This is a genomic window from Kribbella sp. NPDC049584, assembly GCF_040675555.1.
Lineage (GTDB): Bacteria > Actinomycetota > Actinomycetes > Propionibacteriales > Kribbellaceae > Kribbella.
Genome location: NZ_JBFAPF010000003.1, coordinates 100650 through 120970 on the forward strand (window position 1 = coordinate 100650; position 20321 = coordinate 120970).

At 67.8% G+C, this 20321-nt stretch carries 18 protein-coding genes; 12 read left to right on the plus strand and 6 right to left on the minus strand.

The window, feature by feature from the left end; translation table 11 throughout:
- Nucleotides 1-17 precede the first annotated feature (17 nt).
- Nucleotides 18-1376, minus strand: coding sequence for an NAD(P)/FAD-dependent oxidoreductase (locus AB0J62_RS12295; protein WP_363868131.1), 1359 nt, complete (start codon nucleotides 1374-1376; stop codon nucleotides 18-20).
- Between the two features lie 108 nt (nucleotides 1377-1484).
- Between AB0J62_RS12295 and AB0J62_RS12300 the strand changes: the two genes are divergently transcribed.
- The 5 genes from AB0J62_RS12300 (at nucleotide 1485) to AB0J62_RS12320 (ending at nucleotide 5376) form a co-directional block, all read left to right on the plus strand.
- On the plus strand, nucleotides 1485-3002 hold the full coding sequence (locus AB0J62_RS12300) for a substrate-binding domain-containing protein (RefSeq protein ID WP_363868134.1): 1518 nt from the start codon (nucleotides 1485-1487) through the stop codon (nucleotides 3000-3002).
- A 39-nt stretch (nucleotides 3003-3041) separates the two neighbouring features.
- On the plus strand, nucleotides 3042-3800 hold the full coding sequence (locus tag AB0J62_RS12305; RefSeq protein ID WP_363868137.1) for a metallophosphoesterase: 759 nt from the start codon (nucleotides 3042-3044) through the stop codon (nucleotides 3798-3800).
- A 16-nt stretch (nucleotides 3801-3816) separates the two neighbouring features.
- Entirely contained in the window at nucleotides 3817-4569 is a 753-nt protein-coding gene (locus AB0J62_RS12310; protein ID WP_363868140.1) for a metallophosphoesterase, read from the plus strand.
- Nucleotides 4566-4973: a tRNA (N6-threonylcarbamoyladenosine(37)-N6)-methyltransferase TrmO gene (tsaA, locus tag AB0J62_RS12315; protein WP_363868143.1), complete on the plus strand. Its 408-nt coding sequence runs from the start codon at nucleotides 4566-4568 to the stop codon at nucleotides 4971-4973. The genes AB0J62_RS12310 and tsaA overlap by 4 nt, the downstream gene beginning before the upstream one ends.
- Before the next feature lie 61 nt (nucleotides 4974-5034).
- Entirely contained in the window at nucleotides 5035-5376 is a 342-nt protein-coding gene (locus AB0J62_RS12320; RefSeq protein ID WP_363868146.1) for a cupin domain-containing protein, read from the plus strand.
- 55 nt (nucleotides 5377-5431) lie between these two features.
- Here AB0J62_RS12320 and lpdA read toward each other — a convergent pair whose 3' ends face one another.
- Nucleotides 5432-6829: a dihydrolipoyl dehydrogenase gene (gene lpdA / locus AB0J62_RS12325; RefSeq protein ID WP_363868149.1), complete on the minus strand. Its 1398-nt coding sequence runs from the start codon at nucleotides 6827-6829 to the stop codon at nucleotides 5432-5434.
- A gap of 151 nt (nucleotides 6830-6980) precedes the next feature.
- On the opposite strand from lpdA, the gene AB0J62_RS12330 reads away from it, so the two are divergent.
- Together AB0J62_RS12330 and AB0J62_RS12335 are read left to right on the plus strand one after the other, a co-directional pair.
- Nucleotides 6981-9104 (plus strand): peptidoglycan DD-metalloendopeptidase family protein, encoded by a 2124-nt coding sequence (locus tag AB0J62_RS12330; protein ID WP_363868152.1) that lies wholly within the window; start codon nucleotides 6981-6983, stop codon nucleotides 9102-9104.
- A gap of 20 nt (nucleotides 9105-9124) precedes the next feature.
- Nucleotides 9125-9583, plus strand: a complete 459-nt coding sequence (locus tag AB0J62_RS12335) for a PGPGW domain-containing protein (RefSeq protein WP_363868155.1) — start codon at nucleotides 9125-9127, stop codon at nucleotides 9581-9583.
- Here the strand turns inward: AB0J62_RS12335 and AB0J62_RS12340 are convergent.
- Nucleotides 9551-10753, minus strand: a complete 1203-nt coding sequence (locus AB0J62_RS12340; RefSeq protein ID WP_363868158.1) for an FAD-dependent monooxygenase — start codon at nucleotides 10751-10753, stop codon at nucleotides 9551-9553. The genes AB0J62_RS12335 and AB0J62_RS12340 overlap by 33 nt on opposite strands.
- A gap of 105 nt (nucleotides 10754-10858) precedes the next feature.
- Between AB0J62_RS12340 and AB0J62_RS12345 the strand changes: the two genes are divergently transcribed.
- Nucleotides 10859-11563, plus strand: coding sequence for a TetR/AcrR family transcriptional regulator (locus AB0J62_RS12345; RefSeq protein WP_363868161.1), 705 nt, complete (start codon nucleotides 10859-10861; stop codon nucleotides 11561-11563).
- Here AB0J62_RS12345 and AB0J62_RS12350 read toward each other — a convergent pair.
- A complete protein-coding gene (locus AB0J62_RS12350; protein ID WP_363868164.1) occupies nucleotides 11529-12434 on the minus strand; it encodes an AraC family transcriptional regulator in 906 nt (301 codons plus the stop codon). The genes AB0J62_RS12345 and AB0J62_RS12350 overlap by 35 nt on opposite strands.
- Nucleotides 12435-12615: 181 nt before the next feature.
- Here AB0J62_RS12350 and AB0J62_RS12355 point away from each other — a divergent pair, with 181 nt between their 5' ends.
- The 4 genes from AB0J62_RS12355 to AB0J62_RS12370 all read left to right on the plus strand — a co-directional run bounded on the left by AB0J62_RS12355 (nucleotide 12616) and on the right by AB0J62_RS12370 (nucleotide 18572).
- Entirely contained in the window at nucleotides 12616-15399 is a 2784-nt protein-coding gene (locus tag AB0J62_RS12355) for a family 78 glycoside hydrolase catalytic domain (protein ID WP_363868167.1), read from the plus strand.
- Between the two features lie 67 nt (nucleotides 15400-15466).
- A complete protein-coding gene (locus AB0J62_RS12360; RefSeq protein WP_363868170.1) occupies nucleotides 15467-16798 on the plus strand; it encodes an extracellular solute-binding protein in 1332 nt (443 codons plus the stop codon).
- Between the two features lie 11 nt (nucleotides 16799-16809).
- Nucleotides 16810-17724, plus strand: a complete 915-nt coding sequence (locus tag AB0J62_RS12365; protein ID WP_363868173.1) for a sugar ABC transporter permease — start codon at nucleotides 16810-16812, stop codon at nucleotides 17722-17724.
- The gene (locus tag AB0J62_RS12370; protein ID WP_363868176.1) at nucleotides 17721-18572 is read left to right on the plus strand and encodes a carbohydrate ABC transporter permease; all 852 of its coding nucleotides are present in this window, start codon (nucleotides 17721-17723) and stop codon (nucleotides 18570-18572) included. Before AB0J62_RS12365 ends, AB0J62_RS12370 begins: the two co-directional genes overlap by 4 nt.
- Here AB0J62_RS12370 and AB0J62_RS12375 read toward each other — a convergent pair.
- Nucleotides 18562-19191, minus strand: a complete 630-nt coding sequence (locus AB0J62_RS12375) for a class I SAM-dependent methyltransferase (RefSeq protein WP_363868179.1) — start codon at nucleotides 19189-19191, stop codon at nucleotides 18562-18564. The two genes, AB0J62_RS12370 and AB0J62_RS12375, sit on opposite strands and share 11 nt — an antisense overlap.
- On the minus strand, nucleotides 19188-20321 hold the full coding sequence (locus AB0J62_RS12380) for an aminotransferase class V-fold PLP-dependent enzyme (protein WP_363868182.1): 1134 nt from the start codon (nucleotides 20319-20321) through the stop codon (nucleotides 19188-19190). Before AB0J62_RS12380 ends, AB0J62_RS12375 begins: the two co-directional genes overlap by 4 nt.

Here is a 20321-nt window from a genome sequence, read left to right on the forward strand (position 1 = left end):
ATTCGCAACAAGCTGTCTCACAGCGCCTTGAGCGCTTCCCCGATCGCACGGTGGAACGTGGGGTAGGCGAGGATCATCTGCCGCAGCGTATGCACGGGGACGGCGGCATGCACCGCGACCGCGAGCGCGCTGAGCACCTCGCCACCGGTCGGCCCCGCACTGGTCGCACCGACGAGCACCTTGCGGTCGGCGTCCATCACGACCTTGATGAATCCTTCGTTGCCGGCCTTGTGGATCCAGCCGCGCGTCGACGCCGGGATCGGCGTCGAGCCGGTCCGCACGTTCAGCCCCGCGTCCCGGGCCTGCTGCTCGGTCAGCCCGACCGCGCCGATCTCCGGGTCGGTGAACGTCACCCGCGGCATCGCGTGGTAGCTCGCGGTCGGCGCGTCCGGCTCCCGCAGGATGTCGCGGACCGCGATATCGGCCTGGTACATCGCGTTGTGAGTGAACACGCCGACGCCGGTGACGTCGCCGATCGCCCACACCCTGTCGGCGGCCCGGACGTGCTCGTCGACCTCGATCCGGCGGGCCTTGGGGTCGAGGCCTACCTTCTCCAGCCCGAGATCCGCCGTCGCGATCCGACGACCCGTTGCCACCAGCAACTTCTCGCCGGTGGCCGACGCGCCGTTGTCGAGCGTGACGGTGAAGTTGTCCCCGGCGTACCCGACCTGCGTGGCGTGGGCGCCGAGCAGGAACTTCACGCCGTCGCGCTGCAGCGCCTCACGCGCGAGCACGCCGGACTCGGGCTCCTCCATCGACAGCACCTCGTCGGCGCCTTCGACCACGGTCACCTTCACCCCGAAGCGGGCGAACACCTGCGCCAGCTCCATCCCGATCGCGCCGCCGCCGAGGACGATCAGCGAAGCGGGCAGCACCTCGACCTCGATCGCCTCCCGGTTCGTCCAGTACGGCGTACCGGCGAGGCCCTCGATCGGCGGGACGGACGGGACCGTCCCGGTCGCGATCACGATGCCGCGGGCCGCCTCGAACTCACGGTCGCCGGCCTTGACCGTGCTCGGTCCGGTGATCGTCGCGCGGTCCTTGATCACGGTGGCGCCCTTGTTCACCAGCCGATCGATCGCGACCTGGTCGTTCCAGGTGTCGGTCGCCTCTTCGCGGATGCGCTTGGCGACCGGGGTCCAGTCCGGCTGCACGGTCGCCGTACCGGCCATGCCGTCGACGCGACGGGTCTCGGCGATCAGGTTCGCGGCCCGGATCATCATCTTGCTCGGGATGCACCCGTAGTACGGGCATTCGCCGCCCACCAGCCGCGACTCGATGCCGACCACCGACAGGCCTGCCTGCGCCAAGCGTCCGGCCGTCTCCTCTCCGCCGACCCCGAGCCCCACCACGATCACGTCAACCTGTTCACCCATGCGGACAATCTTGCAGAACGACCGGACCGGGCCAACTCTCGCCCCGGCGCGTCATCGCTGCGTAAGCGGCCGTTCACCGCCGGGCACTAGCGTCCTGTACTCGTAGAAGTGAGGACAAGGTTGTTCGATTTCTCTGGTTTCGGCAGCATCAACATCGAGACCGTGATCGCCCTCGTCACGCTGATCGGTACTGCGATCGTGTGGCTGCTCGACCGGTACGTGTGGCGCCGCAAACGGCTCGTCTACCGGGTCCAGGTGGACGCGCAGATCGGGGTGCACCCCCGGCAGAACCGCGCCAAGGAAATGGTCGACATCGAGGTCGTCCACCAGGGCAATGCGGTCCACGATCCGAGCATCGTGCTGCTGCGGGTGGACAACACCGGCACCGACATCGAGGCGAAGGACATGCAGGGCGCGGTGAAGTTCACCTTCCCGGGCCGCAAGATCGTCCGGATGAAGGTGGTCGAGTCACATCCGCCGGACATCGGTGAGCTGCTCGAGGCCGGCATGAAGCCGGCCGATTACGTCGACACTGATGCGATCACGGTGCCGAAGCTGGCGATCAACCGCGGCGACCACTTCAAGTTCCTGCTCGTGCTGTCGGGCAAGGGCAAGGACGTCACCCACTCCGGATACCTGGCCGGCGGGGCCAACGGCGGCGTCTACCACGAACCGCGACCGCGCGGCCCGGGCCGGCGTACGTTGATCTTCGGCGCGACGACGCTGGTGCTGGTCGGCGCTCTCGTCGCGTTCTTCCTCGTCGACGTCCTGCAGCCGCCGCGGAACTGCGCGTCGGGCGAGCTGCGGGTGATCGGATCCACGGCCGTCGAACCGACCATGACCGAGCTGCGCAGCGCGTACGTCGCCGAGTGCTCGAACGCCGATATCACGCTCGCGGCCAACGGCAGTCGCAGCGGTGTCAGCGACCTGAGCGCGCTGGGCGCCAAGGACGGGAGCGCGGCGAGCAAGGTGATCGCAATGTCCGACGGGCCGGCCGTCGACGCGCCCGGACTGAGCGGTGAGGCGGTCGCGGTCGTCGTGTTCGCCGTCGTCGTCAACCGGGCCGCGGACGTGACCGGCCTGACCACGGCCCAGCTGCGCGACATCTACAACGGCAAGGTCACCAACTGGTCGCAGGTCGGCGGCCGGAACCTGCCGATCCGGATGGTCAGCCGCGTCGGCCCGGCGTCCGGCTCACGGCTGGTGTTCCGCGAGAAGGTGCTCGGCGGCGACCAGGAGCTCGGGATCACCTCGGACGACTGCCGGCGCGACGACGACGCGGCAACCACGAAGTACCACCGCTGTGAGGTCGGTACGACGGAGGAGCTGCTCACCCGGGTCAACGAGATCGACGGCGCGATCGGGTACGCCGAGCTCGGCAGCGCCCGCAAGTACCCGCAGCTGACGCCGGTCACGATCGACGGCGTCGTACCGGACACGTCCAAGGTGGCCGACCGCTCGTACAAGTTCTGGGAAGTCGAGCACGCCTACACGTACAAGGCACCGGCGGCGAAGTCGCTGACCGCCGCGTTCCTCGACTACCTGCGCTCGACGCAGGCGCGTCCGGTGCTCGATCGCGGCGACCTGGTTCCGTGCAGCGATCTCCCGGCCGGCTTCTGTGGATAATCCCAGCGGGACGGGACGATCCGGCAGATAATTCCAGCCATGTACGTCATCGCGCACCTCAGTGACCCCCATCTCGACGGCTCCGAGGAGGCGCGGTCGCGGTTGCGCAAGCTCACGTCGTACCTGCGCGAATTCCGACGGCCGGTCGACGTCGTGCTCGTCAGCGGCGACCTCGCGGATCACGGGCTGGAGTCTGAGTACGCCGAGCTCGCCGCGGAGTTGAAGCTGGACGTGCCCGTGCTGGTGTTGCCGGGCAACCACGACGTCAGCGCGCCTTTGCGTGCTGGTCTCGCGGACTTCGTCGACGCGGCCGGCGAAGGGCATCCGGTGCACCAGTTACACGACGTCGGCGGCGCACGATTCGTCCTGCTCGACACGTCCGTGCCGGGTGAGGACCACGGGCTCCTGTCCGCGGAATCACTCGCCTGGCTCGACGGCGTACTGGCTCAACCGGTCGACGGCCCGTTGTTCGTGGCGTTCCACCATCCGCCGTTCGAGCTGAACCATCCCGTCCTCGATCAGTGGCTGCTCCGATCCGGTCCCGAGCTCGAGGCCGTGCTCCGCGGCAAGCCGATCACCGCCATCCTCGCCGGGCATGTGCACAACGGTCTCGCGACCACGTTCGCCGGACTGCCGTTCCTCGTCGCACCAGGCGTCCGCTCGACCCCGCCGCTCCCGTTCGAGCCCCCGGCTCCCGGCGGCGGACTGGTCGACGACACCACCGCTCATCCCGGTCTGGCCCTCCACATCTACACGCCGGGCGCCCCGCTCCAGACTCTCTTCCGCCACCCGGCCTGACCAGTACTGTGCTGACATGTACGTGATCGCGCACCTCAGTGACCCGCATCTCGACGGTTCGGAGAAGGCGCGATCACGGCTCCGGCGGATCACGTCTTACGTCCGTTCTTCGTCGGTGGACGTCGTGCTGGTCAGCGGGGATCTTGCCGATCACGGGCTCGAGGCGGAGTACGCCGAGCTCGCCGGTGAGCTGGCCTTCGACGTACCCGTGCTGGTCCTGCCCGGCAACCACGACGTCAGTGGGCCACTGCGGTCCGGGCTCGCAGCTCTGGTCGACTCTCCCGGCGACGACCACCCGATCCACCAGGTGCGCGAGGTCGGCATCGCCCGCTTCGTCCTAGTCGACAGCACAGTGCCGGGCGCGGGCCATGGCCTGCTGTCCGACGAGTCACTCGCCTGGCTCGACGGCGTACTGCGGGAGCCGTTCGACGGGCCGGTCTTCGTTGCGATGCACCATCCACCGCTCGCGCTGCATCACCCGGTGATGGACCAGTGGATGCTGGAAGAGCAGGACGCGCTGGCCGAAGTACTGACCGGCAAGCCCATCACGGCAATCCTCACGGGCCACGTCCACAACGCGATCGTCACGTCCTTCGCCGGCCACACCGTCCGCGGCGCCCCCGGCATCCGCTCCACCATCCCCCTCCCCTTCGAACCCTCGACGGCGCCCACCGGCAGCGTCGTAGACCCCACTGCTCACCCGGGACTGGCCTTCCACGTCCACGTGAACAGCGAATCCCTCCAAACCGTCTACAGGTATCCGCGATGACTTTCGAACTGCAGCAGGTCGCCCGCGTCGAGTCGAGCCTCCGCGATCTCGCAGACGCTCCACGTCAGGGCGACGAAGGCGCTCCGGACGCGTGGATCGTCTTCGACGCATCGGTCCGGGACGCGCTCGCCGACGTCACGACCGGCGACGAGCTCATCCTCATCACCTGGTTCGACCGCGCAGACCGCGACGTACAAAAGGTCCACCCGCGCAGTGACACCACCCGCCCGCCGACAGGCGTCTTCAGCACCCGCTCCCCCGACCGCCCGAACCCCCTCGGCCTCCACCGCGTCACCGTCCTCGCCGTCGACGACCTCCGCCTCCACGTCAACAACCTCGAAGCCCTCGACGGCACACCCGTCGTCGACGTCAAACCAGTCATCGGCGACATCACCGACCGCTGAAACGGCGGGGGCGGGTGGACAATCGGGTCAGCGGGGACGGTCCTAGGGGAAGGACGGCAGGATGCGTGGTCGAGAGGTGGCGCCCGAAAGTCAGGGTGTGGCGGTGCAGGAGCTGGCCACGGTTGAGCTGGGGCCGGAGCTGCCGGGGATGGAGGGGCGGCGGCTTCGGATGCGGATGGTGACGATCGCGCCAGGAGGGGTGTTCGGGCCGGTTCACGATCACGTGGGCAGGCCGGGGACCGTTTACGTACTCGAGGGAACGATCACGGACCATCGCGACGGTGTGTCGACGGAGTACGGGCCGGGACCGGGCTGGCCGGAGGACCGGAAGACCCTCCACTGGCTGGAGAACAGAGGAACCGTGCCGGCGGTGGAGATCTCGGTCGACATCGTCGGTGCATAGACATCGGGCGCCGGCGGGAACCCCGCCGACGCCCGATCCGATCAAAGGGTGCTGATCAGAAGTTGATCATGTGCCCCTCGAGGCCGTGGAAGGCCTCTTGGAGGGCTTCGCTCAGGGTGGGATGGGCGTGGACGTTGCGCGCCAGTTCCTTGGTGGTGAGGTCCCACTTCTGGGCCAGGGTCAACTCCGGCAGGAGCTCGGTGACCTCGGGGCCGATCAGGTGCGCGCCGAGGAGCTCGCCGTACTTGGCATCGCTGATGACCTTGACGAAGCCGGTCGGGTCGCCGAGGCCGTGTGCCTTGCCGTTCGCGGTGAACGGGAACTTGGCGACCTTGACCTGGAAGCCCTCCAGCCGCGCCTCTTCCTCGGTCCACCCGAAGCTGGCGATCTGCGGCTGGCAGAACGTCGCCCGCGGGATCATCTTGTAGTCGAGCTCCATCGTCTCGTGCCCGGCGATGGTCTCGGCCGCGATCACACCCATCGCCTCGGCCGCGTGCGCGAGCATCAGCTTCGCGGTCACGTCGCCGATGGCGAAGATGTTCGGCACGTTGGTCCGGCAGAAGCCGTCGATGCCGATCGCGCCGCGCTCGGTCAGCTGGACGCCGATCTTGTCCAGGCCGTAGCCGTCGACCCGCGGCTGGAACCCGATCGCCTGCAGGACCTTGTCCGCCTCGATCGTCTTCTGGGCGCCGTCCTTGCCCGTCACCGTCACCTTCACCGAAGCGCCGGAGTCGTCGATCGAGTCGACCCGGGTGCCGGTCAGTACCTCGACGCCGAGCTTCTTGTACGCCTTGGCGAGCTCCTTGGAGACCTCGATGTCCTCCAGCGGCATCACCCGGTCGAGGAACTCGACGATCGTCACCTTCACGCCGTAGTTCGCCAGCACGTAGGCGAACTCGACACCGATCGCGCCGGCGCCGGCGATCACGATCGAGCCGGGCAGCTCCTCGGTGAGGATCTGCTCCTCGTACGTCACCACGCGCTCGCTGAGCTGCGTGCCCGGCAGCAGCTTCGTCGTCGCGCCGGTGGCCACGATGCAGTTGTCGAACGTGACGGTCTCCGACGAGCCGTCGTTCAGCGTCACGTCCAGGGTGTTGGCGTCGGTGAACGAGCCCCAGCCGTCGAACTCGGTGATGTTGTTCTTCTTCATCAGGAAGTGGACGCCCTTGACCCGGCCGTCCGCGACCTTGCGGCTGCGCTGGACCGCGGTCGGGAAGTCGAAGGTCACCTCGCCGCTGATGCCGAAGGTCTTCGCCTCCGTCCGGAAGATGTGCGACAGCTCGGCGTTCCGCAGCAGCGCCTTGGACGGGATACAGCCGACGTTCAGGCAGACACCGCCCCAGTACTTCTTCTCGATGATTGCGGTCTTGAGGCCGAGCTGGGCTGCGCGGATCGCCGCGACGTACCCACCCGGACCCGCGCCGAGGACAACAACGTCAAAGTGCGAGGCCATGCAGTGAACTTTAATAGGTCACCCCAGCGGATCCGACACGAAGGTCGGCACTGTGGCCTGACTCATGGTCACGCTGCGTGTACCGGGGTTCCGTAAGGACCGTACGACGCCTACGCTGGGCAGGCGCGTGAGGCTATGTCATGGGGGACCGATGGATCTGGGGAGACGTCGGGGGCTGCGATTCGCGGCTTTCGGCACACTGCTGGCAGTGGTCGCACTGCCGGCGTACGCCGACGACCCGACACCCCCGCCGCCCGCCTCGGTGACCGACGTCAACCGGTCGCTCGAGCAGCTCCAGGCCGAGGCCGCCGCCGTCCAGGCCGACTTCGCCAAGGCGACCATCGCCTACACGAAGGCGCTGAAGGACGCGCAGAGCGCCGAAGCGGCCGCGAAGAAGGCGGAGGCCACCGCCGCCGTTTCCAAGGGCAAAGCCGACGAGGAGCGCCGCCAGCTCGGCCTCCTGACCGCGCAGGCCTACCAGTTGGGCATCCCGACCGTGATGGGAACCGAGTCCATGCTCTGGTCGCTCGCCCCGGTCGCGGAGAACCTCCAGGAGATCGCCGACCGGCAGACCGCGATCACCCAGCTCGGCAGCACCCAGGTCTCGCAGTACCGGACGGCGATGGAAGCCGAGTCCGAGTCGATCCGGCTCAGGTCGGAAGCGGCCACCAAACGGCAGGCCGCGAACGACGCCGCCGGTAAGGCCCAGGACCTCAGCAAGCAGGTGCAGCAGAAGGCAGCGGACGCATCGGCGGCGATGGCCGACCAGACTGCCGACCTCGACGTCGCCTCCGCGCTGTCCAAGCAGTTGCAACTGGCCCGCAACCAGCAGGCGCTCGCGCGCTGGCAGGCGTACCTGGCCGAGCTGACGACCGCCAAGATCACTCCCCCGGCGGCCGCCGCACTCAAGAACCCTGCCAAGCTCCCGACCGGGCTCGCGCCACTGACCCGCCGGGGTACGCCGATCCCGGGTGTCGCGTCCGCTGCGGTCGCCGGCCGGACCGTACGGGTGATGTCCGCCGAGACGATCCGTGCGGTCAACCAGGCCTTCAGCCTCGTCGGCAAGCCGTACGGCGTGGCAGCGACCGGACCGGACAAGTACGGATGCCTCGGCGCGGCCCGGGTCGCGTGGCAGCCGTACACGACGCTCCCGAACCTGGTCGGCAAGGTGTACCCCGACTATCAGGCCGTGCCGAACGCCCAGATCCAGCCGGGCGACCTGCTCGTGATGGGCAGCAAGTCGCTCGGCCTGGTCCACATCGGCATCGCGCTGGACAACGGCGAGATGATCGCCGCGGACGAGGCCAAGGGCTCGGTCGTCGTCACCACCGTCCCCGACAACCTGTACGCCGCGCTCCGTCCGACCCTCGGTGCGCCGGCGAAGCCTCAGGTCGCCCCGGTCGCGACATCCGACGCGTACGCGTTCCGCTGCGGCAACACCGCAACGTCGTACAACGTCGGCTCGGGCGCCTGGACGTGGCCGCTGCCGGACGGAACCTACGAGATCGGTACGCCGTTCGGTCAGTCCGGCTCGGAGTGGTCGAGCGGGATGCACACCGGCCAGGACTTCCCCGCTCCGGTCGGTACGCCGGTTCGCGCGGTGACGTCAGGCGTTGTCCGGGTGGAGCACCCCGCCTGGGCCGGCAACCTGGTCCGCATCGACCACGGCAACGGGCTGGAGACGCTGTACGCGCACCTGAGTCGCGTCGACGTGACCGACGGGCAGCAAGTACGGGCGGGTCAGCAGATCGGTGCTGTCGGGGCGCTGGGCAACACGACCGGCCCCCACCTGCACTTCGAGGTCCGGCTCGGCGGCGATCCGGTCAACCCGATGCCGTTCCTGGCGACCGGTTCCGCCAGCACCGGCTGGGGTGGTTACAGCAACGGCATGATCCCGGCCAGCAAGCTGTGCGGGATCGGCGGCGGGCACATGCTCCGCTGCGACGCGGCCGCGGCGTACCTGCAACTGTCCAGCGCCTACCGCGCGCAGTTCGGCAAGTCGCTGTGCATCACCGACTCCTACCGCTCGTACGCCTCCCAGGTGGACCTGTACGCGCGCAAGCCGTCTCTGGCCGCCCTCCCCGGCACGTCCAACCACGGCTGGGGCGTGGCCGTCGACCTGTGCGGCGGGATCGACAAGTACAACACCGCCCAATACCAGTGGATGAAGGCGCACGCCCCGAAGTACGGCTGGCTCCACCCGGCCTGGGCCGAGCAGGGCAGCAACCGCGAAGAACCGTGGCACTGGGAGTTCGGCAACCCAGCCAGTTCGTAGCTGACCGGTAGGCTGAAGGCGTGGCCGAGCATGAGAGTCCCGACCGCACCGATCACAACATCACGTTGGATGCTGCGGACGACCGGTGGGAGTGGCGCCGGAAGATTCGCGAGAATCCGCGCAAGCTGATGTTCTACCGGATCGGTGTGGGCGTCCTGGGCGGCCTGCTGATCATCGCCGCACCGCTGACCGGCTGGCTGCCGGGTCCGGGCGGGATCCCGCTGTTCATCGCCGGTCTTGCCGTGCTGGCCAGCGAGTTCGAGTGGGCCCAGCGGCTGCTGTACCGGGTCAGGGACTGGGTGAAGGCACTCACCGCCTGGACCGGCAAGCAGCCCGCCTGGCTGAAGGCCCTCGGGACCCTCGCGCTGTTCCTCTGCGTGCTCGTCGCGATCTGGCTCTACCTGGCCGTGCTGGGAGTTCCGGGCTGGTTCCCGGACTCCTGGGAGTCATTCCTGCACCAGCTTCCCCTCCTTGATTGAGTCTGTGCCGATCGAGTAGGTGGGAAGGTCGATGAGCTCGCTCATCTTCTGCGCCATCTTGATCATCTGGTTGGTGAAGAACGGGATGTCCAGGATCCGGTTCCGCGCCGTCAGCCCGAACCGGGTGGCCGGCGCCATGAACGACCCCGCCCGGCTACCGTCCTGGGTCGTCGACACCGACTTCCGCAGCCGCGCCTCGTACCGGTCGAACGCAGTACGGAAGTCATCGCCTGCCTGCGCCAGCTCCCCCGCGAGCACATAGGCGCCGACGACCGCCGTACCCGTCCCGAGTGCTCCGAACGTCGCGCCGTACCCGGCGTCGCCGAGCAGCACGATCCGGTCGGTGGACCAACGATCCACGCTCACCCGGCTGATCGAGTCGAAGTACAACTCCGTTGCCGACGGCAACCCCTTTAGCAGCTCCGGCACGTGCCAGCCCAGACCGGTGTACTGCGCGCGCAGGATCGCCTTCTGCTGGTCCAGATCGCGCCGGTCGTAGGTCAGCTCCTTCGACTTGAACACGAACAGCGTCTGCGCCAGCCCCGGGTCGCGACGGTCCGCGCCGACGCTCGCCAGCTTCCCCGGCACGTTGTACATCAGCGTGTCCCCGCTGATCCCCAGCGTGTTCGGGACCTCCCAGCCGCCCACGTAGTAGTTCAGGTGGCGCTCGACGACCCGCTCCTTCGGCCACGCCAGCCGCCGTACGACGGAGTGCATGCCGTCTGCGCCGATGACTAGGTCGTAGGTGTCCTCCAGCCCGCTGTCGAACCGCACATCCACGCCGTCCGCGTGCTCCGTCAGAGTCGCGATCGAGTCCCCGAAGCGGTACGCCGCCTGCGCCCGGCTGTGCTCGTAGAGCACCCGCGACAGGTCTGCCCGCAGGACCTCGAGCTCTCCGCCGGCGAACTCGGCCGGCAGCCGCATGAGCTGGCGGCCCGACGCGTCGACGAACCGCATCGCGTTGCCACCGGTCTGCAGCGACCGCAGGTCCGGCAGCACCCCCATGCGGTCCAGAACCGTCGTGAACACCTCGCCGCGGAAGTCCACGGCGTACCCGCCCTGCCGCAGCGTCGGGGCGATCTCGACGACCGTCACGTCGTGCCCGGCCCGCCCGAGCCAGAGCGCCACCGCCGGCCCCGCCACGCTCGCACCCGATACCAGAACCTTCATCGCCATCCTCCTGAACAGTAATTGTGTCTGCTGGACACAGTAAAGTGTATGGTAGACACAGTTCAAGTCGTTTCACGTCGGTTTCAGCTGGAAAGGGATCGAAGGATGTCTGACCTCCTCTGGGGCAAACCCTCGCTGCCGAGCCGCGGCCCGAAGCCGGCGGTGACGCTGGCGGGGATCGCCGAGGCAGGCATCCGGATCGCCGACGCGGAGGGCCTCGACGCGGTCTCGATGCAGCGCATCGCCGACGAACTGCCGGTGACGAAGATGGCGCTCTACCGCTACGTCCCCGGCAAGACCGAGCTGATCGCGGTCATGAGCGACCTAGCCATGGGAGACCCGCCCAACCGCCCCGACCTACCGTGGCGAGAGGCCCTCCACACCTGGTCCATGGACCTGTACGACGGGTTCACGCGCCACCCCTGGCTGCTGTTGTCGACCGTCGGCCGTCGCCTGCTCGGACCGAACGAGCTCACCTGGATCGAGCGCGGCCTGACGGCGCTGACCGGCACCGGCCTGACCGGCGGCGAGCAGTTGGACTCGATCCTGGTCGTCACGAGTCACGTCCGGAACATCGCCCAGCAGTCCACGACGTTCCCCGGCCACACGACCGGACTGACCGAAGAGGACATGCAGGAGTCGCTGACCCAGATCCTCACCACCGAGGCCGAGCGTTTCCCCCACCTCGCGACCGCACTGCGTACGACGGCCGGCAGCGAGAACCAGGGACTGGAGTTCGGACTACAGCGGATCCTGGACGGTCTCGAGCTCCTGATCAGCGGTAGGAAAGCGGCGACTTCACCGCATTGAAACGTTGCCGATAGACCGATGCGGACAACCCGTAGTGCGACTTGAATCGACGGGCGAAGTAGTTCTGGTCCGGCCAGCCGACCGACTCCCCGATCCGGCTGATCGGCAGGTCGGTGTGCAGCAGCCGATCGGCCGCGAGCTCGACCCGATGACGTGACAGGTACGCCATCGGCGGCAGCCCGGTCACCGACTTGAACAATCGGACCAGATATCCGGGCGCGAGGTGCAGTTCGCCGGCCAGGTCGGTCAGCGTCCAGTGCCGCGCCGGATCGGCCTCCATCAACCGCATCGCGTCCAGGACGGCCGGATGCGTGTGCTCGCGCCGGTCGTCACGCTCCGTCACGGTCCGCGCGACGCAACTCAGGTACAACGACAGCCAGCCGATGATCTGGCCGCGGTTGCGGCTGAGCGGCTGATCACGCAGCCGGCGCAATCCTTCGAGGTGTCCGACGGCCTCCTGGACCGTGTCCGGATCGAGGTGCGTGGCGATCATCCCGCGCCGCTGCGCGGAGAACGGCCCGGTCCACAACAGGTAACCCAGTAAGGGATCTTCCCGCGCCCAGGCCAGCTCGCGACGGACCAGATCGGCCGAGAAGCAGCAGTTGTAGACCTCGAGCGCGTCGCAGTCGACGTACTCGTGCCAGACGCCCGGACGCAGCAGGATCGCGTCGCCGGCCTGGAGTTTCTGCCGGCCGGCGAGGCTGTGGTGGACGCCCTCACCACCCGTGACCAGCAGCAGCTCAAAGAAACTGTGCGTATGCAACGGGTGGGATTTTTCGTGCAGGTGTGGACCGGCGTGCACGATCGTCCCTTCGACGAAGTGCAGCACCGTGCCACGGGTCCTCACCGGTTCGTCGGCTGTGTCCGACATGGGTTCACGATACGAGCCAAGGTGCAGATCGTGCTAGACCGAGTGCACTTCGGGCTACTCGCGGGCGACTGCCGGGCACAGGATCGGGGAACAGGCGAAACGTCCCGCCGACAATCAACCAAGAATGACCCCGCTGTGTCAGCGCACCCAATGAATCGTTTCACTCGCGACTTGGAGCCTCATGTCGAACCTCGCCGCACCCACCGCCCTCCGCTTCGAGCATCGACCCGCCCCCGTCGTCGGCATCGGTACCGCGACGCCCCGGATCTCCTGGCAGGTCCCGGCGGCCGACGCCGGCTACGCGCAGACGGCGTACGAGCTCGAGATCAGCACCGGCACGACCCAGGCGTTCACGGTCCAGTCGCCCGACCAGATCCTGGTGCCCTGGCCGGGCGAACCGCTCGGTTCGCGTCAGTCTGCGCAGGTCCGCGTCCGTGTGCGCGGCGGGGATGACGCGGATGATTGGAGTGAGTGGAGCGAGCCCGCGACCGTCGAGGCCGGTCTGCTGTCCGCCGACGACTGGACCGCCCGGTTCGTCAGCCCGCGGGAGAACCCGCACGGCTCCCCTGCTCCGCTGATCGCCGGCGTCTCGACCCTCCCGGAAGGCATCGTCAGGGCTCGCCTCTACGCGACGGCGTACGGGATCTACATCCCCGAGCTCAACGGGCAGCGCGTCGGCACCGAGGAGCTCGCCCCCGGCTGGACGGCGTACCAGTACCGGCTGCGCTACCAGACGTACGACGTGACCGAGCTTGTCCAACCTGGTGAGAACAAGCTCGAGTTCCTCGTCGGCAACGCCTGGTACCGCGGACGCATCGGCTTCATGCACCAGAAGCAGCTGTACGGCGAGCGTCTCGCCGTCCTCGCCCAGCTCGAGGTCACCACCGAGGACGGCCAGGTCCACACGTTCGGCAGCGACGGCTCCTGGACATCTCGCGAGAGCAATGTTCTCGCCGACGACCTGTACGACGGCCAGACCACCGATCTGCGCAAGCAGCCCGGCGAACCGGCACCGGTCGACGTACTCGACGCGGATCTGAACCTGCTCGTCGCTCCTGACGGGCCGCCCGTGCGGATCACCGACGTCCTGCCCGCGATCGAGATCACCACCTCGCCGGCCGGCAAGACGCTCGTCGACTTCGGGCAGAACCTCGTCGGCCGCGTCCGGCTCAAGGTCCGCGGGGGCGCCGAGGGCGACGAGATCGTCGTACGCCACGCAGAGGTCCTGGAGAACGGCGAGCTCGGTGTCCGTCCGCTGCGCTCCGCCAAGGCGACCGACACCTACTTCCTCGCGGGGCCGGACGAGATCGTCCTCGACTCTCCGCTCACCTTCCACGGCTTCCGGTACGCCGAAGTCACCGGCGTAAACGCTCTCGCGAAGGAAGACCTCGAGGCGATCGTCATCGGGTCCGACCTGCAGCGGACCGGCTGGTTCGAGTCGTCGAACGAGCTGCTCAACAAGTTCCACCAGAACGTCGTGTGGGGCATGCGCGGCAACTTCGTCGACGTACCGACCGACTGCCCGCAGCGCGACGAGCGGCTCGGGTGGACCGGCGACATCCAGGTCTTCTCCCCGAGTGCGAGCTTCCTGTTCGACACGGCCGGCTTCCTCACGAACTGGCTCGCCGACCTGTCGGCCGAGCAGCAGAAGGACGGCTCGGTGCCGTACGTCGTACCGGACGTCCTGCGGCACGAGGGTCCGGCCACGGCCGCATGGGGTGACGCGGCAACGATCGTGCCCTGGGTGATCTACGAGCGCAGCGGTGACGCGGGATTGCTTGCCCGGCAACTGCCGAGCATGCGGGCCTGGGTCGACAAGGTTGCCGACCTGGCCGGCAGCGACCTGCTCTGGTCGGGCGGGTTCCAGTTCGGCGACTGGCTCGACCCGACCGCTCCCCCGGAGAACGCCTTCGCCGCCAAGGCGGACCCGGACGTGGTGGCGACCGCGCACCTGGCCCGCTCGGCGGAGGTGGTCGGCAAGACGGCGGAGCTCCTCGGCCATGACGATCTGGCCCGCGAGTACACCGACCTGGCTGCGCGCGTGCGGCAGGCGTTCGCGACCGAGTACACGACCGAGGGCGGCCGCGTATTGAGCGACGCGGCAACCACTTACGCGCTCGCGCTGCAGTGGGCGCTGCTGCCGACCGAGACCCAGCGGCAGCGGGCCGGCGAACGACTCGCCGACCTGGTCCGTACGTCGGGTTTCCGGATCAGTACCGGATTCGTCGGAACGCCGCTGATGGCCGACGCACTGGCCGATTCCGGACATCCTGACCTGGCCTACCGCCTTCTGCTACAGACAGGCTGCCCCTCTTGGCTGTACGCAGTGACGATGGGAGCCACGACGGTCTGGGAGCGCTGGGACAGCATGCTGCCCGACGGCAGCATCAACCCCGGTGAGATGACGTCGTTCAACCACTACGCGCTCGGTGCGGTCGCCGACTGGATGCACCGCCGGGTCGCCGGCCTCGCGGCGGCCGAGCCCGGTTACCGCACGATCGACGTCCGGCCGCTGTTCACCGAGCAGCTCACGAACGCATCCGCCAAGCACCTCACGCCGTACGGCGAGGCGTCGGTCGCGTGGACCCGCTCCGACGGCCACGTCACGCTGTCGGTCACCGTGCCGGTCGGGTCCCGCGCCAAGGTCGACGTACCGGGGCAGGGTCTCGTCGAGGTCGGGCACGGTACGCACGAGTGGACCGCTGACGACCCGTTCGCCGAACTGCCCACACTGCCTGCGGATGCCACCATCCGGCAACTGATGGACCACGAACCGACCTGGACCGCGCTCGCGGCGGCGGCCGCCGAGAACGGGGTCGTCACCGACGACGCCGAACTGGCCGCCCGCCTCGAGCGGTACCTCGACCAGCCGGCCGCCGGACTGGTCGAGGCGATCAGCCCCCGTGGATTCACCCCGAGCGCCGAGGCACTGAAGGCCAAGCTCGAAGCCCTGCTCAACCACTGATCCCGATCACCCGACCAATCCCGGCTTACCGCCCCGCTGCTTTGAACAACATCCTTTGGAGGTCAAGATGAGGTTCCGCCCAGGAACTAGTGGACTGGCGCTTCTCGCCGCCGGTTCGCTGGTACTCACCGCGTGCAGCGCGGGCAGTCTCGGATCGAGTAGTGACTCGGGCAGCAAGGGCTCGGTCGAGATCACGTACCTGATCGGCAACCAGGATCAGGACATCAAAGAGGCCAATCAGCTGATCAAGGACTTCACCGCGAAGAACCCCGGTATCACGATCAAGACCGAGACCCGGCCGGCCGGCACGGAGGGCGACAACATCGTCAAGACCCGGCTGTCGACCGGTGACATGCCCGATGTCTTCGGCTACAACACCGGGTCCCTGTTCCAGGCGATCGCACCACAGAAGAATCTGGTGTCGATCAGCGACCAGCCGTACATCGGCAACCTGGACGACAACTTCAAGAAGACCGTGACCGCCGACGGGCAGGTCTACGGCGTGCCCGTCGGCGGCTTCATGGGTGGCGCCGTGCTCTACAACATCCCGGTGTACCAGAAGCTGGGCCTGAAGGTGCCGAAGACCTGGGCCGAGTTCATGGCCAACAACGCCAAGATCAAGGCCCAGGACCCCGGGGTCGCTCCGGTGATCCAGACGTACGGCGAGACCTGGACCTCGCAGCTGTTCGTCCTCGGCGACTTCCACAACGTCTCCGCTGTCGACCCGTCGTTCGCGGACGACTACACCGCGAACAAGGCGAAGTACGCGACCAACCCGGCCGCGCTGAAGGGCTTCGAGCACACCGAGGCGGTCCACGATGCCGGCTACGAGAACAAGGACTTCGCCTCGGCCAAGCTGCCGGACGGGCTGAAGATGCTTGCCACCGGCAAGGGTGCGCACTACCCGAACCTGTCCGGGGTGGTCGCGAACATGGTCGCCACCTACCCGGACGCGGCCAAGACAGTCGGCCTGTTCGCGCTGCCTGGTGACGACGCGAGCAAGAACGGCCTGACGCTGTGGACGCCGGGCGGGCTGTACATCCCGAAGACCACGACCGGCGACAAGCTGGACGCCGCGAAGAAGTTCCTCGCCTTCGTCGCCAGCCCGGACGGCTGCGCCTCGCAGACCAAAGCCGGCGCACCGACCGGTCCGTACGCCGTCAAGGGCTGCACGCTCGGCAACGACGTACCGCAGGCGATCAAGGACATGCAGCCGTACCTGGACAAGCCGGGGTCGTCGAGCCTGGCGCTGGAGTTCCTGTCGCCGGTCAAGGGCCCGTCGCTCGAGCAGATCACCGTCGAGGTCGGCTCCGGCATCCGCAAGGCGAAGGACGGCGCCGCCCGGTACGACGAGGACGTCAAGAAGCAGGCGCAACAACTCGGTCTGGCAGGTTGGTGAGGTCCGTGACTGTGTCGATCACACAGGAGCGCACCAAGACCGCCCCGGTCACCTCGACGACCGGGGCCAAGGTCTACCGGCCCTATTCGAACTGGTTCTACCTGCCGACCGCGATCATCTACGGCGTGCTGTTCCTCGTCCCGACGTTCGCCTCGCTCTACTTCAGCCTGACCCGGTGGAGTCTGTTCGAGTCGAAGTTCATCGGGCTGGACAACTTCAAGCTGTTCTTCCAGGAACCCGCGCTGGTCAAAGGCTTCACCAACACCCTGATCTACGCCGTCGTCACGTCCGGGTCGAAGGTGGTGCTCGGGCTGCTGCTCGCGGTGCTGCTGACGTCGCAGATCGTTGCCCGGGGCTACCTCCGGTCGGTGGTGTTCTTCCCGGTGCTGGTCTCCACCATCGGCGTCGGCCTGACCTTCACCGTGCTGATGAACCCGGAGAAGGGCCTGATCAACGAGTCGCTCGGACTGCTCGGGATCAGCGGTCCCGGCTGGCTGACCGATCCGAAATGGGCGCTGCTCTCGGTCGCCGCCGTCGACGTGTGGAAGGGCGTCGGTCTCGCCACCCTCATCTACATCGCCGGCATCGTCTCGATCCCGCGTGAGTACATGGAAGCCGCCCGGGTCGACGGCGCCACGTCGTGGCAGCAGTTCTGGCGGATCGTGCTGCCGCTGTCCCGGCCGGCGACCGTCACCGTCATCATCTTGTCGCTGATCGGCGGGCTGCGGTCCTTCGACCTGATCTGGGCGATGACCCGCGGCGGGCCGGGGTTCACCTCGGATGTGATCGCGTCGGTGATCTACAAGCAGTACCAGGCCGGGTTCTACGGCCTGTCGACCGCGGGCAACGTGGTGCTGTTCGTCACCGTCACCGCGATCATCCTGCCGTTGTCGTGGTTCCTCAACCGCAAGGAGGTGGATCTGTGAGCACCGCAGAGCTCGTCAACCACCGGCCGGCGCGCAAGTGGATCCTCAGCACGGTCGCGATCCTGGTCTCGATCGTGGTGTTCGTCATCCCGTTCGCGTTCATCGTGCTCACCGCGGTGAAGGACCGGACCCAGTCCGCGGACCTGAGCTTCTCGTGGCCGCACCAGTTCCGGTTCGTGCAGAACTTCGTCGAGGTGATCAAGGCCCGCGACTTCATGCTGGTGATCGCCTTCATCAACAGCACGATCCTGACCGTGGCCAGCGTCACCGGGATGGTGGTGCTCGCGGCCATGGCCGGGTTCGTGCTGCAGCGGCGCAAGAGCCGCTGGAACGGGTTCATCAACTTCCTGGTGCTGGCCGGGCTGATCATCCCGCCGGCCGTCGTACCGACGATCTGGGTGCTGCAGAAGCTCGGGCTGTTCAAGACCATGCCCGGACTGATCCTGATCGAGATCGCCTACGGGTTGTCGTTCTGCATCCTGTTGTTCCGGGCGTTCGTGGCGACGATCCCGCGGGAGCTCGACGAGGCCGCGATCATCGACGGCGCGGGACCGTTGAAGTTGTTCTTCCGGGTCGTGTTCCCGTTGCTCAGATCGGTCATCGTGACGGTGGTCGTGGTGCAGTCGGTCAACGTGTTCAACGACTTCGTGAACCCGTTGTACTTCCTGCCCGGTGACAACAACGCCACCGTGCAGCTGACCCTCTACAACTTCTCCAGTCAGTTCACGACGCAGTACAACCTGCTGTTCATGGACATCCTGCTCATCACGATCCCGCCGCTGATCATGTTCCTGTTCTTCAACCGGCAGATCGTGGCCGGCCTGACGTCTGGAGCGGTCAAGGGGTAGCCGGTTTGCGGACGATGTGCGCCGCCTGCGCCTTGTCCTTCTCGCCGGGCATCGCCGCGCGCGTCAGGGTCGCCACCTCGGCGAACCCGGCGCCGGCGAGCAGCCCGGCGACGTCCGCGAGGTCGTAGCTGTAGACCTCGAGGTCCAGGTCGTGGCCGTAGGCGTTGCTCAGGTGACGACTGCCGCCGCCGACCTTGAAGCCGTGGACGAGGTAGCCGCCGGGCCGCAGCACGCGGTACAGCTCCGCGAACACCGCCGTCAGGTCCTCGCGTGGAGTGTGAACGAGCGAGTACCACGCGAGGGCGCCGGCGAGCTCACCGTCCTTGATGTCCAGCTCGAACAGCGACCCGACCTCGAACCGCAGCTCCGGGTACTCGCGGCGGGCGACCTCGATCATCCCAGGGGTCAGGTCGACCCCGAACACGTCCAGGCCACGCCCCGCCAGGTACGACGTGATCCGCCCGGTCCCACACCCCAGGTCGCCGACCGGCCCGCTCTCGACCAACTGGGCGAAATAGTCGAGCGCACCCTGCTCGAACGGATCCTCGCGGTGGTAGTCCCGCAGAATCGCGTGATAGTCGACGGCGGCAGCGTTGTATGACCCTCGAATGTCGTTCACGCGAGGACTCTAGAGAGCCCTTCGGACAGTTTCTGGTAGTCCGCGACCGAGTTGTAGGCGTGCGCCGACAAGCGGATGAACTTGCGGTCCTCGAAGCCGGTGAACGTGATCTCGGCCTTGAGTTCGCGTGAGATCCGCATCTTGAGCGCGTCGCCGCCGGACAGGTCGACCGAGGAAGGCAGCTCGACCAGGCGCATCGTCGTCGGCGGGTGGACGACCTCCGCGACGCCGGTGCCCAGCGACTTCGCCACGATCCGTGCGCCCTCCTCGACCAACGCGGTCAGCTGGGGACGCCGGGTCGGCCAGTCCAGGTCGGCCAGGACACGCAGCGACTCGGGCGCCGCGATCCACGGCACGTAGTCGTACGTGCCCTGCATGTCGAAGCGCTCCGGCATCCGCTCGTCGTACTCCGACCAGGAGACGATCAGCGGCATCGTTGCCGTGCGCCACCGTTCCGCGACCACCAGCCCGGCGGTCGCGCGCGGCGCGGCCGGCCACTTGTGAAAGTTGCCGGTCCAGAAGTCGGCGCCCGCGGCGGCCGGGGCGTCGATCAACGCCGGGGCGTGCGCGCCGTCGACCACGATCGGTACGCCGTGCGCGTGCGCCGCCTCGACCAACGCGTCGACCGGCAGGACCTTCGCCGTACCGGAGGTGATCTGGTCGACGATCAGCGCGGAGGCGTTGTCGAGGTGTTCGGCGATCAGCGAGACCACGGTGTCGTCGTCGGCCTCGAGCGGGATATGCACGATGACGATCTCGGCCTGGCGTGCCTTCGCGAACCGCTCGGCGGCGTACCGGACCGCGCCGTAGGTGTGGTCGGTCAGCACGATCCGGCTGCCTGCCGGGATCGGCAGCGTGGCGAGCGCGACGGTGACGCCGGCGCTCGCGTTCGGGACGAGCGCGAATCCGGCCGGGTCTGTCTCCAGGAACGCCGCCAGCGCCAGCCGGCTCGTGGTGAGCCGGTCGGCGACCGTGCGGAACCAGACCATAGGGTTGGCGTCCATCTCCACCCGGAGGGCGGCCATCAGGTCCTGGGTCCGGCGCGGCACAGCGCCGTACGAACCGTGGTTGAGGTGGAGGACGCCTGGATCGAGGGTCCACAGGTCGGGGCGGGGGCTGAGTACCGTCAC